This window comes from Leisingera sp. ANG-M6 (genome assembly GCF_000813905.1).
Taxonomy (GTDB): Bacteria; Pseudomonadota; Alphaproteobacteria; order Rhodobacterales; family Rhodobacteraceae; genus Leisingera.
This window is the reverse complement of the sequence record NZ_JWLG01000015.1, coordinates 24084-37009: the sequence shown is the minus strand read 5'-3', so window position 1 is coordinate 37009 and position 12926 is coordinate 24084. Positions and strand designations below refer to the sequence as shown.

The 12926-nt window shown below is 64.1% G+C and carries 17 protein-coding genes; 7 read left to right on the top strand and 10 right to left on the bottom strand.

Annotation, left to right across the window (positions count from 1 at the left end; genetic code table 11):
• Nucleotides 1–146 precede the first annotated feature (146 nt).
• Nucleotides 147–719, bottom strand: coding sequence for a L,D-transpeptidase (locus tag RA24_RS12900; RefSeq protein WP_039171632.1), 573 nt, complete (start codon nt 717–719; stop codon nt 147–149).
• 164 nt (nt 720–883) lie between these two features.
• On the opposite strand from RA24_RS12900, the gene RA24_RS12895 reads away from it, so the two are divergent.
• The gene (locus RA24_RS12895; protein ID WP_019296710.1) at nt 884–1309 is read left to right on the top strand and encodes a thioredoxin domain-containing protein; all 426 of its coding nucleotides are present in this window, start codon (nt 884–886) and stop codon (nt 1307–1309) included.
• 48 nt (nt 1310–1357) lie between these two features.
• Here RA24_RS12895 and RA24_RS12890 read toward each other — a convergent pair whose 3' ends face one another.
• From RA24_RS12890 to RA24_RS12865, 6 genes are all read right to left on the bottom strand, one after another.
• The gene (locus RA24_RS12890) at nt 1358–1600 is read right to left on the bottom strand and encodes a hypothetical protein (protein ID WP_039192019.1); all 243 of its coding nucleotides are present in this window, start codon (nt 1598–1600) and stop codon (nt 1358–1360) included.
• A 157-nt stretch (nt 1601–1757) separates the two neighbouring features.
• Nucleotides 1758–1976, bottom strand: coding sequence for a hypothetical protein (locus RA24_RS12885; RefSeq protein ID WP_039192017.1), 219 nt, complete (start codon nt 1974–1976; stop codon nt 1758–1760).
• A gap of 136 nt (nt 1977–2112) precedes the next feature.
• Complete coding sequence (locus RA24_RS12880) at nt 2113–2487, bottom strand: eCIS core domain-containing protein (RefSeq protein ID WP_039192014.1); 375 nt, start codon at nt 2485–2487, stop codon at nt 2113–2115.
• A 277-nt stretch (nt 2488–2764) separates the two neighbouring features.
• Nucleotides 2765–3376 (bottom strand): DMP19 family protein, encoded by a 612-nt coding sequence (locus tag RA24_RS12875; RefSeq protein WP_039147252.1) that lies wholly within the window; start codon nt 3374–3376, stop codon nt 2765–2767.
• A complete protein-coding gene (gene ettA, locus RA24_RS12870) occupies nt 3373–5028 on the bottom strand; it encodes an energy-dependent translational throttle protein EttA (RefSeq protein WP_019296706.1) in 1656 nt (551 codons plus the stop codon). Before ettA ends, RA24_RS12875 begins: the two co-directional genes overlap by 4 nt.
• A gap of 218 nt (nt 5029–5246) precedes the next feature.
• Entirely contained in the window at nt 5247–5780 is a 534-nt protein-coding gene (locus tag RA24_RS12865; protein ID WP_162183421.1) for a DUF2059 domain-containing protein, read from the bottom strand.
• A 227-nt stretch (nt 5781–6007) separates the two neighbouring features.
• On the opposite strand from RA24_RS12865, the gene RA24_RS12860 reads away from it, so the two are divergent.
• The 3 genes from RA24_RS12860 to RA24_RS12850 all read left to right on the top strand — a co-directional run bounded on the left by RA24_RS12860 (nt 6008) and on the right by RA24_RS12850 (nt 7753).
• Complete coding sequence (locus tag RA24_RS12860; protein ID WP_039192010.1) at nt 6008–6346, top strand: hypothetical protein; 339 nt, start codon at nt 6008–6010, stop codon at nt 6344–6346.
• A 55-nt stretch (nt 6347–6401) separates the two neighbouring features.
• Nucleotides 6402–6932 carry a YcnI family copper-binding membrane protein gene (locus RA24_RS12855; protein WP_039192008.1) on the top strand — a complete coding sequence of 177 codons (531 nt, stop codon included), beginning with the start codon at nt 6402–6404 and terminating at the stop codon, nt 6930–6932.
• 188 nt (nt 6933–7120) lie between these two features.
• Nucleotides 7121–7753 carry a nicotinate-nucleotide adenylyltransferase gene (locus RA24_RS12850; protein ID WP_019296702.1) on the top strand — a complete coding sequence of 211 codons (633 nt, stop codon included), beginning with the start codon at nt 7121–7123 and terminating at the stop codon, nt 7751–7753.
• Here the strand turns inward: RA24_RS12850 and RA24_RS12845 are convergent.
• The gene (locus RA24_RS12845) at nt 7733–8539 is read right to left on the bottom strand and encodes a DMT family transporter (protein ID WP_241477385.1); all 807 of its coding nucleotides are present in this window, start codon (nt 8537–8539) and stop codon (nt 7733–7735) included. The genes RA24_RS12850 and RA24_RS12845 overlap by 21 nt on opposite strands.
• A 132-nt stretch (nt 8540–8671) precedes the next feature.
• On the opposite strand from RA24_RS12845, the gene dacB reads away from it, so the two are divergent.
• Both dacB and RA24_RS12835 read left to right on the top strand, forming a co-directional pair.
• Nucleotides 8672–10159 (top strand): D-alanyl-D-alanine carboxypeptidase/D-alanyl-D-alanine endopeptidase, encoded by a 1488-nt coding sequence (dacB, locus tag RA24_RS12840; RefSeq protein ID WP_082020369.1) that lies wholly within the window; start codon nt 8672–8674, stop codon nt 10157–10159.
• A 109-nt stretch (nt 10160–10268) separates the two neighbouring features.
• Nucleotides 10269–10988 (top strand): GNAT family N-acetyltransferase, encoded by a 720-nt coding sequence (locus RA24_RS12835; protein ID WP_039192002.1) that lies wholly within the window; start codon nt 10269–10271, stop codon nt 10986–10988.
• Here the strand turns inward: RA24_RS12835 and RA24_RS12830 are convergent.
• Entirely contained in the window at nt 10985–11359 is a 375-nt protein-coding gene (locus RA24_RS12830; RefSeq protein ID WP_039191999.1) for a winged helix-turn-helix transcriptional regulator, read from the bottom strand. The genes RA24_RS12835 and RA24_RS12830 overlap by 4 nt on opposite strands.
• 117 nt (nt 11360–11476) lie before the next feature.
• On the opposite strand from RA24_RS12830, the gene RA24_RS12825 reads away from it, so the two are divergent.
• Complete coding sequence (locus RA24_RS12825) at nt 11477–12388, top strand: PLP-dependent cysteine synthase family protein (RefSeq protein WP_039191996.1); 912 nt, start codon at nt 11477–11479, stop codon at nt 12386–12388.
• A 54-nt stretch (nt 12389–12442) separates the two neighbouring features.
• On the opposite strand, the gene RA24_RS12820 is transcribed toward RA24_RS12825, so the two are convergent.
• Complete coding sequence (locus RA24_RS12820) at nt 12443–12850, bottom strand: DUF2513 domain-containing protein (RefSeq protein WP_082020155.1); 408 nt, start codon at nt 12848–12850, stop codon at nt 12443–12445.
• Nucleotides 12851–12926: the final 76 nt, after the last annotated feature.

Below are 12926 nucleotides of genomic sequence, written 5' to 3'. Positions count from 1 at the left end.
GGTAAGGAACAGTGATGGCATTCGCGTAACATTGCTGTGACAGAATTGGGTACGAATCCCCCTCAGCGCAAGAAAAATGCGCGGTGACGCGGGGTTCCGGGGCCGATTCCGGCGGCAGAGCGCCTAATGAACCGTCAGTTGTGCGCCTATAGCACAGTCACCACCGTGCCCAGCGGCACCCGCGCGTACAGATCCACCACATGCTCGTTCATCATCCGGATGCAGCCGTTTGACACCGAATGGCCAATGGTCTGCGGCTGGTTGGTCCCATGAATGCGGAAATAGGTGTCGATGCCGTTCTGGAACAGATACAGCGCCCGCGCCCCCAGCGGATTGTCCGGCCCGCCCGGCTGGATGTACTCATTGTCGATGAACTTGGCATAGGCCCGCGGGTCGCGCTCGATCATCTCGTCGGTGGGGCGCCAGGTCGGCCACTCCTTCTTGCGCTCGATCACCGCCTTGCCGGTGAACTCCAGCCCCGCCTTGCCGACGCCGACGCCATACCGCATCGCCTTGCGCTTGTCGGTCACGAAATAGAGGTAGTAGGAGCGCGGCAGCACCAGGATCTGGCCGGGGGCAAAATCCTTGCGGATGCGCACCTCCTGCGGTGTGGGATCAAAGGGCGCGGGCTCCTTCTTGCGGGCCAGCGCGGGCAGCGGCAGCAGTGCCGCCGTTGCGGCTGCGGTGCCCGTGGTCAGAATTTTCCGGCGTGAAAACATGGCCAAACCTCCGAACGTCAACTGTATCTCCCTTCATCTTCCGGCGGCGGCGGCAGGCGGTCAACGGGTTTTGGCGGATGTTATGCAAACTGTTGCACCGGATGCAGGCTGTTGCACGCGCGGGTGCCGCGGCTATACCGGGGCAAACAGCCAAAGGAGCCGTCATGGGCGCCAAGACCCTCACCTGCCTCGCCTGCGCCCAGTTGAACCGGGTGCCGGAGGAGAAACTCGGCAGCGGCCCGAAATGCGGCAGCTGCGGCGCGGCGCTGATGCCGTCCAAGCCCTTGGACGTGGATCCGGCCACGCTGCAAAAGGCGGTGCAGAACGACGACGTGCTGCTGGTGGCGGATTTCTGGGCGCCCTGGTGCGGCCCCTGCCGGATGATGGCGCCGGAATATGCCAAGGCCGCCAAGGCCCTGGCTGGCCGCGCCCGGCTGGTCAAGCTCAACACTCAGGACCACCAGTCCACCGGCGCCCGCTACCGCATCCGCGGCATCCCGGCGCTGATTGCCTTTGAGCGCGGCAAGGAAAAGAAACGCCAGGCCGGCGCGCTGCGGTCAGGCCAGATCATCAGCTGGCTGCGCGGCTGATACCGCGGGCCTTGCGGGGGCAGGTTTGCTGCAGCGGAAAGATCAGGTTCAGAACGGGTCCAGCCCCGGGCTGCAGCCAGCCTTGGGGCCGCTGCCCCTCCTGGCGCCGGCGCTGTGCTCCCCGCTGCCGCTGCGCCACAGCTGGAACGCAAGCATTCCCAGCATCAGGACCACAGCCGCAACGGGATACAGAAGCAGCACCAGCCAAAGCGGCCAGCCACCGATCATGCTGGCAGCAACGGCCAGCACCAGGCCGCCCACTGCGCCGAATAACGCGCTGATCCAGGCCATGCAGCCCTTCCCCCCAATAATCCCCATCCAACAGCAAACTAGGGCGCAGCCTGCCATCAGGCAACTGCGCACATGACACTTGCACGCGATTCCTGCGGAACCGGCTATGTCAAAGGTGGTGTTATCCGAACCTCAGTCCGGCGCCCTGCCGCCTGCCTCAGGCGGCGGCCAGATGGCCGGATGGGGGCAGCCTGCCGCCAGGCCCGCCCGCTTGGCTGCGCCAGTACATCAGGGCGGTTGCCAGTAGCGCAGTTGCAGAGCCCGCTGCCGGATAGATCACAATGCAGACCCACAGCGGCAGCCCGGCAGCGGCATAACCCGCAACCGCGGCACACAGGCCCGCAACCATACCCAGAATGACACCTGCCCAGGCCATGACGTCTCCAACCAAACCGCGCAGCGCGGACCCGAGCGCCCCGCTGCTTCTCTCCCTATCATCCGGCCAACTGTGTTGTAAAAAGGTTAAGATTGCGGCGGCAGCAGCATTCCTGCGCAAATAACCGGCCCGCGCGTCATTTCGAGGTCAGCGCCACCCCGTCCTTGGCCTTGGGCATCCGGCCCTTGCCCTGCTCCAGCACATGCGCCAGCTCATGCACCAGCAGTTGCGGGTTCTTGGCGTCGCCCGGCTTCATGAAGTAAATGTCGTTGCCATAGGTGAAGGCCTTGGCCTTCAGCTCCTTGCAGACATCCTTGGCGTTGCCGCCCACGTGCACCTGCACCTTGGCAAGCTTCGCCTTGGAGAAATGCGCCTCCAGAGCTTTGCGCACATCGCCGGGCAGTTTCTTGCCAGAGGTGCCTTCCGGTTCCGTCTTCAGCTTCTTGCGCTTGGCCTTCTTGCCACCCAGCGCCTCGACCTGCGCCTTCACGTCTTCCGGTTTCAGGGGCATGGGAGATCCTTCTCAACGCTTCAACCAATACAGGGCGCGCCGGGCGCCTGAGGTGAGGGTAGCGCAGAGCGGGGAAAAGGCGAAACGGTGGGCCGACGGATGTATTGCTTTCTTGGGACGTGTCGCACAGCGGCACGGCCCGCGCCTGACCTTCCCCCCGGGAAGGCGCATCCGCGCCCTCCCAAGGTCAGACGCGGGCCTTGTGTTGCCCAATTCTGCTCGTAACCAGGCTGGGCGCTTGTTAAAAGGTTTGGTGAAGAGTTCGAGCAGCAGCTTTTCAAACGGCTTTGCAGAATTCTTCTGGGTGGCTTTCAATGTACTCCACCATTTCGAGTACAAGACTTGGCACAACGGCTTCTGCCTCCAGACGTTGCCCTGCTGGGGAACGCTCCATTGCTTCTTTCATTTGGGCGTTGGCGCGTCTCAAGGCTGAACGGAAAGCGCTATTCCGAGCGTCACCTGGAACCTCATCCAAGTGCCTTAGAATAGGGGTCAAATCATTAGCGACGCGTTCCACATCGTCGGCTAGTTTTGTTTGGCTGAGCTTTCTTAGGCAAGATGCAACGTCAGCTGACATGAAGCCCGCATTTCCCATGAATTGCAGGAAACCTCCGTTAAGGATTTGGGCGCGGAAGTACTCCAAGCAGAAGAAAGTCATCTGACCTTCGGTCAACAGACCCTCAGAAACCAGTTGCCTCAGCGTATCCACTTTGAGCGCTTCCAGCGCAGCCCAGATCTCTTCTGAGGCAAACTCACCGAGCAGTCGGATGTAGTAATCTTCGATCTTCAGGTCGGGATCGGTTTCGGGAGACAGAAAATCTGTCTCCCGGATTGTTGGCTTTGGCAGGATCAATTGACTTCCTGCCATAAGCCGCTTCAGCCAGTTCACCGCACAAACTTCTTGTGCTTCAACCGCTTGGGCTCCAGTGCGTCGGGACCCAGGCGGCGCTTCTTGTCCTCCTCGTAGTCCTCGAAGTTGCCCTCGAACCACTCCACATGGGCGTCGCCCTCGAACGCCAGGATATGCGTGCAGATCCGGTCGAGGAAGAAACGGTCGTGCGAGATCACCACGGCGCAGCCGGCGAAATCGACCAGCGCGTCTTCCAGCGCCCGCAGGGTTTCCACGTCCAGGTCGTTGGTCGGTTCGTCGAGCAGCAGCACGTTGCCGCCCTCTTTCAGAAGCCGCGCCATGTGCACGCGGTTGCGCTCACCGCCCGACAGCAGCGACAGTTTTTTCTGCTGGTCGCCGCCCTTGAAGTTGAAGGAGGAGCAATAGGCGCGGGAGTTTACCTGCGCGTCGCCCAGCTCGATGATCTCGGCACCGCCGGAGATCGCCTCCCACACGGTGTCGTTGTCGTTCAGGTCATCGCGCGACTGGTCGACATAGCTGAGTTTCACGGTGTCGCCGTATTCCACCGAGCCCACATCGGGCTGCTCCTGGCCGGTCAGCATCTTGAACAGGGTCGACTTACCGGCGCCGTTGGGGCCGATCACGCCGACGATGCCACCCGGCGGCAGCGAGAAGTCGAGGCCTTCGATCAGCTGCTTGTCGCCGTAGTGCTTGGCGAGGCCATTGACCTCGATCACCTTGGAGCCGAGGCGCGGGCCGTTCGGAATGACGATCTGGGCACGGCCGACTTTCTCGCGCTCGGACTGCGACGCCATCTCGTTATAGGCAGCAATACGGGCCTTGGATTTCGCCTGGCGGGCTTTCTGGCCCTGGCGCATCCATTCCAGCTCGCGCTCCAGCGTCTTCTGCTTGGCCTTGTCCTCGCGGGCTTCCTGCTCCAGGCGCTTGGCCTTCTGCTCCAGCCAGGCGGAATAGTTGCCCTCGTAGGGAATGCCGCGGCCGCGGTCGAGTTCCAGGATCCAGCCGGTGATGTCATCCAGGAAGTAACGGTCGTGGGTGACGCAGAGGATGGTGCCCTTGTAGTCAATGAGGTGCTGCTGCAGCCAGGCGATGGTCTCGGCGTCCAGGTGGTTGGTCGGTTCGTCGAGGAGCAGCATGTCAGGCGCTTCCAAGAGCAGCTTGCACAGCGCCACGCGGCGGCGTTCACCGCCCGACAGGTCGGCGATCTTGGCGTCATCCGGCGGGCAGCGGAGCGCCTCCATGGATACGTCGACCTGGCTGTCCAGGTCCCACAGGTTCTGAGCGTCGATCTCATCCTGCAGCTTGGCCATCTCCTCGGCGGTCTCGTCCGAGTAGTTCATCGCCAGCTCGTTGTAGCGGTCCAGGATGTCCTTCTTGGCCTGCACGCCCAGCATGACGTTTTCGCGCACGCTCAGGCTCTCATCCAGCTGCGGCTCCTGCGGCAGGTAGCCGACCTTGGCGCCTTCCGCGGCCCAGGCCTCGCCGGTGAAATCCTTGTCGAGGCCGGCCATGATCTTCATCAGCGTGGACTTACCGGCGCCGTTGACGCCGACCACACCGATCTTCACGCCGGGCAGGAAGGAGAGGTGGATGTTTTCAAAGCATTTCTTGCCACCCGGGTAGGTCTTGGAGACACCCTGCATGTGGTAGACGTACTGGTAGGAGGCCATGTGCTCGCTCCGTTAAGGGGGAAATTCGCTGGCGGGAGTGATAGCGGATGGGCGGCGGCGGGGCAATGCGGGAAGCAGGCCTGCGCGAGGGGGTGCCAAGCGTGCACCCCCTGTGCACCCCCTGTGCACCGGGGCGTGCCGTTTGGGCCCGCGCCGGGCTGGTGGCGCGGGCCGGCAATGGCTCGCTGGCTACGCAAAGCTGCCCAGCGTCAGGTCTTCTAGTTAAAAGCGTTCAGAAGCTTGTCGGTGACGGAGGGGCTGTCGATGATGATGCCTTCTTCTTCCATCCGGCGCGTAACACGCGGCATCAGCTTGGAGACAGAGGATCTGCCGACCTCCCGGCCCATGTCGGCTCCGCGGGTCATCAGCGCGGGCGTTTTTTGGATGAGAGCCTGTCCTGGCGCTGTTTGGTAAAAGGCTGCGATGCCTTGAATTTCGCTCTTAGTGAAAAGGTCCAGATAGATATCCTTGGTGCGCTTCTGCATTTCTTCTGTGAAGCTCGCAACAAACTCTTCCATGATAATGTCCATGAAGGAATCCAGATCGCTGACCCGGATTCCTTTTTCTTGAAGGTCGTTGTTCATGGCACTCAGAATGAGTTGCCTTTGGGATTGCAAGGCAGCTTCGAACAGTTCAGCCGTCACCGTTTCAGTGACAATAAACTCCAGATCTTCGTTCACACCTGCCATGGCGGAACCGGTAAAGAGAGTGCTGAAAACAATGGACGCGGCAATGTTTCGAAGTTTGAGCAATGGAGGTCTCCAATAAAAAAGCGAGGCGGTATATTCCGTGTTACAGCAACACCTGAAGGCGAGGTCAACAAGCGAGCAGGCACTTTTTTGATGGGGTGAGATGCCATCGTTTGTTGCGGGCTGGTGGTGCTGAATATCTCTCCAGCACATTGATCAAGCGCAACAAATGTCCCGCGCCCGTGCCCTAGACAGGGGCCAGGAACAAGGCACCCGAAGGGCAGGTCCCCATGACGCAGTGGCACAGATACAGGACGGGGCTGGCGCTGGCGGCGGCGCTCTGTTTTGCGCTGCTGGCGGGGGTGCATGCGGCGCGGCCGGTTGCGGCGGATCCGGGGGTTGCGGCCTTTGGTTTTGCCGCCTCGGATATCTGCAGCTTTGGCGGCGGCGAAGACCGCCAAGGCTGCCCGAATTGCACCCTGGCGGCGGGGGCGGTGCTGCCCCAGGCCAAGGCACCTGTGCATTCCTGCCTATACCGCCGCACGGCAACTGCCGCGCGCGGCGGCTGGATCGCGGCACTGGGCGTTGTGTCCATCTACCAGGCCCGGGCGCCGCCTGCCTTCACATGACAGCCACCGCCGGGACCCCCGGCACATCTGACATGTGAACAAACGGAACTGACTGATGACACTCATGAACATCGCTTCGGCGGCGCTGCTGGCGGCTGCCTTTGGAACCGCGGCCCAGGCCCATGCCACCCTGGAACAGCAGGAGGCCGCAACCGGCAGCTTTTACAAGGGCGTGATGCGGATTGGCCACGGCTGCAGCGGCGAGGCCACCCTGAAGTTGCGGATAACCATCCCAGAGGGTGTGATTTCGGTGAAGCCGATGCCCAAGGCGGGCTGGACGCTGGAGACTGTGACCGGCGATTACGCAAACAGTTACGACTACTACGGCAAGACGCTCACCTCCGGCGTCAAGGAAATCATCTGGACCGGCGAGCTGCAGGATGACTTCTACGATGAGTTCACCTTCCGCGCCAAGCTGGACGGCTCGCTGGAGCCGGAGGCGATGCTGTTCTTCCCCACCGTGCAGGAATGCGCCAGCGGAGAAAACAGCTGGAGCGAAATCCCGGCGGCAGGCCAGGACCCGCATGACCTGGCGCATCCGGCACCGGGTCTGCATCTGACCGCGCCCGCCGCGCATACCCACTGACGCGGCCCCGCCGGAACACCGGTTTGCGGAACACCGGCAGGGGCTGGCGGCTCTGGCCCCTTGGCGTTTCGCGGTGCAGCTGCCCCGTCTCATGGCGGCTGCACCATCTGCAGGGCGGACAGGTGCTGCCGTACTTCCGCTGTTCTGCACTGCCGCCCGCAGGCGGCAATTGATCTCTCCCAAAAACTATGCGCATCAAGGCCTTCATGGTTTGCAAGCTGCCGCATATCCGCCCAGGCCAGAGCGTCGGGCTGCTCGGAGGGTCCTTTGATCCGCCGCACCGCGGCCATGCGGCGATTTCCCATGCGGCACTGAAACGCTTCGGGCTCGACCACCTGTTCTGGCTGGTGTCGCCCGGCAACCCGCTGAAGACCCGCCAGCCTGCGCCCCTGCAGCGCCGGATCGCCGCGGCAGAGGCGCTGGTGCAGCATCCCCGCATCCATATCAGCGGCATCGAGGCGGACCTTGGCACCCGCTACACCGCCCAAACCCTGCGCCACCTGCGCCGCCGCCATCCCGGCGTGCGCTTTGTCTGGCTGATGGGGGCCGACAACCTGACCCATTTCCACCGCTGGAAAGACTGGCAGCAGATCCTCGACACGGTGCCGGTGGGGGTGCTGGCGCGGCCCGGCGACCGGATCTCAGCCCGGTTTTCACCCGCCGCGCGGATCTACCGCCACGCGATGCTGAAAGGCAGCGAAAGCCGCCTGCTGGCGCAGGCCGACAGCCCGGCCTGGTGTTTCGTGAACCTGCCGATGGTGGAGGCCAGCTCGACCGAAATCCGCGCCCGCGGCGGCTGGTCAGCGACGGAGGGCGGCTGAGGCCAGCCCGGCCGACAGCACCACCGTCAGCCCTGCCCAGGTCCAGGCGTCCGGCAGCTGGCTGAACACCGCCCAGCCAAGGCCAACCGCGGCGGCCAGCTGGAAATAGACCATCGGCGCCAGCTTCACCGCCTGCACCCGGCCATAGGCAAACAGCAGCAGGAGGTTGCCCAGCATCGAGAACGCCGCACTCCCCACCGTCAGCGCGGCGGTGGACGGGGTGAACTCCGGCAGGCTGGCGAGGCCCAGCGGCAGCATCAGCAGGGCCGACAGCAACAGCTGCGTCAGGCTCAGCTCCAGCGGTGTGCCGACATGCGCCAGCCAGCGCGAGCTGGTCAGGAAGCCGCCGTAGAAACAGCCCGCCAGCACCGCCCAGAGCAAGTTGGCGGAGCCGCCGAACCCCGGCCGCACCACCATCAGCACGCCCAGGAACCCCAGCGCCATCAGCAGGCTGCGCAGGCCGGTTGCCTGCTCGCGCAACAGCAGCACTGACAGCACATAGCTGACCACCGGCCCGATGAAGAAGGCGGCAAAGACATTGGCCAGCGGCTCTGTCTGCAGCGCCAGCTGGATGGAGAAGATACCGCCGGTCAGCAGCCCGGCCCGCAGCCACAGCCGCCAGTCGCCCAGCAGGGAGAACGCCCGGCGCGGCACAAAGGGCAGGATCAGCGCGGTGCCGATGGCAAAGCGGGACCAGGCGACAAAGGCGGGCGTCGCCAGCCCGGCGCCGGTCAGCAGTTTCCCGCACAGGTCGCCTGCGGGGATCATTGACATGGCCGCGAACATGAGGAGTACTGCCTGAAACATGGCTGCCAGCGGTAGCAGGACTTGCCCGTGTGAAAAAGCCCGGACCTTGCGGCGCAAAGCTGCGGATCGGGGATTGAAGTAGAGCCGCTCCTGACCCTAAAAATGAACAAGATGACTTCACGCCGGACATTCCTCCTTTCCGGGCTTGCCGCTTTGGCGGGCTCCTCCGCGCTGGCCAATGCGCCGGCGGTTTCCTTGCGGCCTGTTGCCCGCAAGGTGAGCTCTCTGGCCGCGGGTGCCGATGGCCTCAAGGCGCTGATCGAACGCGCGGGCCTGCGCGGCGAGGCTGTTTGTGCAGTGGCGGATGTGAAGACCGGCAAGCTGCTGGAATCCTCTGGCGGCTCTCAGGCCCTGCCGCCCGCCAGCGTCGCCAAGGCGCTGACCGCGCTTTATGCGCTGGATGTGCTGGGCGCGGACCACCGGTTTGAGACCCGCATCCTCGCCACCGGCGGCGTGTCCGGTGGCGTGGTCAAGGGCGACCTGATCCTGGCCGGCGGCGGCGACCCGCTCTTGAACACCGACCATCTGGCGCTGCTGGCAAAATCGCTGAAGACCGCCGGTGTGCGCGAGGTGCGCGGCAAGTTCCTGGTCTGGGACGGCGCGCTGCCGTCGGTCAAAACCATCGACCCGGACCAGCCCGATCATGTTGGCTATTCCCCTGCGGTCAGCGGTATCTCGCTGAACTTCAACCGGGTGCATTTCGAATGGAAACGCGCCGCCAGCGGCGGCTGGGCAATCACCATGGACGCCCGCACCGAGAAATACCGCCCCGAAGTCGCTACCGCCCGGATGGCGATCCAGTCCCGCGCGGTGCCGGTCTATACCTATGCGGAGAAGGGCGGGGTGGATCACTGGACCGTCGCCTCCAAGGCGCTGGGCAAGGGCGGGTCCCGCTGGCTGCCGGTGCGCAATCCGGCGGCTTATGCGGGGGACGTGTTCCGCACTATGGCACGCGCCAATGGCATCAAGCTGTCCAAGCCCAAGGAGACCCGCGCGCTGCCGTCTGCCACCCTGCTGGCCCAGCACCACAGCCCGCCGCTGGATGTGCTGCTGAAGGCGATGCTGAAATACTCCAACAACCTGATGGCTGAGATGATCGGCATGTCCGCCACCGCCGCCCGCGCGGGCCGCCCGGCCTCGCTCAAGGCGTCGGCGGCGGAGATGAGCCGCTGGGCCGCCGCCAAATACGGCATGTCCGGCAGCCGGCTGGTGGATCACTCCGGCCTTGGCGGGGACTCGCGGATGACACCGGCGGATCTGACCGGCGCGCTGGTGGCCGCCTACAAGGCGGGCCAGCTGAAGCCGCTTTTGAAACCGTTCCAGATGCGCGACGCCAAGGGCCGCACCATCAAGGGCCACCCGATCAAGGTTGCCGCCAAGACCGGCACCCTGAACTTTGTCTCCGGTCTTGGCGGCTTCATGACTGCGGCGGACGGCACCGTGCTGGCCTTTGCCATCTTTACCGCGGATCAGAACACCCGCAACCGCCTGACGCGGGCGCAGCGCGAACGCCCCCAGGGCGGGCGCAGCTGGAACCGCCGCGCCAAGCAGCTGCAGCAGCAGCTGATCGAACGCTGGGGCGCGGTTTACGGCAGTTAGGGCCTGACTGGTCTGGGAAAGTTTTCACTTTCTGGACGTTTGCGCTGGGCCAGTTTGCGGGCAAACCGGCGGGTGGCATCTGCCTGCCCGGAGTGCAAAGGACCAGACCATGACCGAGCGTATCAATGACCACGGACAGCCCATCGGTGCCCCTCTGCCGGACTGGCAGGGCGCGCGCCTGCCCGGCCACGACGGTATGGCAGGCCGCTATTGCCGGGTGGAGCCGCTGGACGCCGCGCGCCACACAGCGGATCTGTTTGCCGCCTTCAGCCAGGACCCCAGCGGCGCGATCTGGACCTATATCCCCTGGGGGCCGTTTGGCACCGAAACCGAACTGCGCGCCTGGATCCAGGGTGCCAGCGGCGTCGACGCGCAGCCCTATTTCGCCATCGTCAACACCGCCAGCGGCCGGGCCGAAGGTGTTGCCAGCTACATGCGGATCAAGCCGGAGCACGGCGTTATCGAAGTTGGCGGCATCACCTATGCACCCGCCTTGCAGCGCACCCCCGCCGCGACGGAGGCGATGTTCCTGATGATGGCGCGGGTGTTCAATGACCTGGGCTACCGCCGCTATGAATGGAAATGCGACGCCCTGAACGCTGCCTCCTGCCGGGCAGCGGAGCGGCTGGGCTTTACTTACGAGGGGCTGTTCCGCCAGGCCGTCGTCTACAAGGGCCGCAACCGCGACACCGCCTGGTATGCGGTGCTGGACAGCGAATGGCCGCGGCTGGAGGCGGCCTATGCTGAATGGCTCGACCCTGGCAATTTCGACGCTGACGGGCAGCAAAAACAGAGCCTAAAAAGGCTGATTGAGGCCCACAGGGGTTAATCCGCTTCCGCCACTGTCCGCCCGGTTTGCGGGTCATACAATCCGCCGCCCAGATGCGCGTGGCCCCAGCCCATGATCTGCAGCAGCAGCACCTCCAAGCTACGGCCCTCCTCCGTCAGCGCATAGCGGTAGCGCACCGGCCGGTCCTGATAGGCCTCCCGCGCCACCAGCCCCAGCGCCATCAGCCGCTTCAGCCGCTCTGACAGCAGGTTGGCGGCGATATGCTCCTCGCTTGCCTGCAGCTCCTGAAACGTATGCTTGCCGTGCCACATCAGGTCGCGCACCACCAAGAGCGTCCACTTGTCCCCCAGCACATCCAGCGTGCGGGCAATCGAACAGCGCGAGCGGTACTTGGTCTGCGGCTTGGTCACGGCACGTCTCCTAAGGGTATTAGCCCTCTCACACTAAGAGACTTTAAAAATGAAAGCCACTGGCGCATAGTCACTTTAATTTTGAAAGTGAGTCGCGCAGCAAGGGAGACGCGCCGCATGAACGCCATCGGAAACACGCCGCTTGTTCAATTGAAGCATCTGACCACCCCGGACATGGCCGAGGTCTGGGTGAAATGGGAGGGCGCCAACCCAACCGGGAGCATGAAGGACCGGATGGCGCTGTCGATGATCGAAGGGGCGGAGCGGCGCGGCGATCTGAAACCCGGCGGCAGGGTGGTGGAATACACCGGCGGCAGCACCGGCAGCTCGCTGGCGATGGTCTGCGCCACACGCGGCTACCAAGCGCATTTCGTCTCTTCCAATGCGTTCTCGGAGGAAAAGCTGCAGACCATGCGCGCCTATGGCGCCGAGGTGGAGATCATCCACGCCGAGGGCGGCATCCTGACCGCCAGCGTGATCGACCGCACCATCGCGCGGGCCAGGGAACTGGCGGCGGAGCCGGATGTGTTCTGGACCGATCAGGTCAACAACATGGACAACAAGCGCGGCTATCACGGTATGGCGCGGGAGATCCTGTCGCAGCTGGACGGGGCGGTGGATGAGTTTGTCATGGCCACCGGCGGCGGCGGCTGCATCTCCGGCAATGCCGAGGTGCTGAAGGAGGTGAACCCGGCAACCCGCATCATCGCCATCGAGCCGTACTACGTGCGCAACCTGTCGGGCGGCGACACCAGCGGCACCCATCAGCTGGAGGGGATCGGGCTGTCCTTCCTGCCGAAAATCCTGCGCCGCGACCTGATCGACGACGTGGTGCCGGTCCGGGACGAGGACGCCTTTGCCGCTGCCCGCATGCTGGCGCAGCAGGAAGGCTTGCTGGGCGGTATTACCTCCGGCGCCAATATCTGGGCGGCGCTGCAGCGGGCGCGCGAACTGGGGCGGGGCAAACGGGTGGTCACCGTGGTGATCGACACCGGCCTGCGCTATCTGAACTCTGCTCTGTACCGGTGAAAAAAAGTACGGCCGGCGCGGGGTGAGCGCCGGCCGGGTCCCCGGAAGCACTGCTCAGGTGCCGGAAGTTTCCAGCACGCCGGCCTCACGGCGCATCATGTCCCTGGCCAGATCGCTGAGGATCTCCATGCTGAAGCCACCCATCTGCCGGTGGAGAGCCTGGACCGCGGTCCAGATGTCCTCGCGGCGGATATTGTCCAGCAGTTCATGGCCGCTCCAGGTCAGGCCGCGCACATGCCAGTTGCCGTTCGACAGCCGGCTGAACTGCGCCAGCCCGGCGCTTTCCAAGAGGCTCAGGTGATAGGACAGCTTGCGGGCCTCGGCGTCGGGCAGGCACTCCTCCGCGGGCAGCATCATTGCTTCGGCAGAAGAGCGCGGCAGGGCGCAGAACGCCTCTCTGCCGCCCTCAATCTCAAGCAGAAGCCTGCGGATTTCACCTATGTCTCTTTGCCACCTGACCATGAACCGATTCCCAACACGCGTCGAACTAGCGCGAAATGGGAGTTGGTCAAATTTTCTGCAAGTCTGCGTTGTGCAA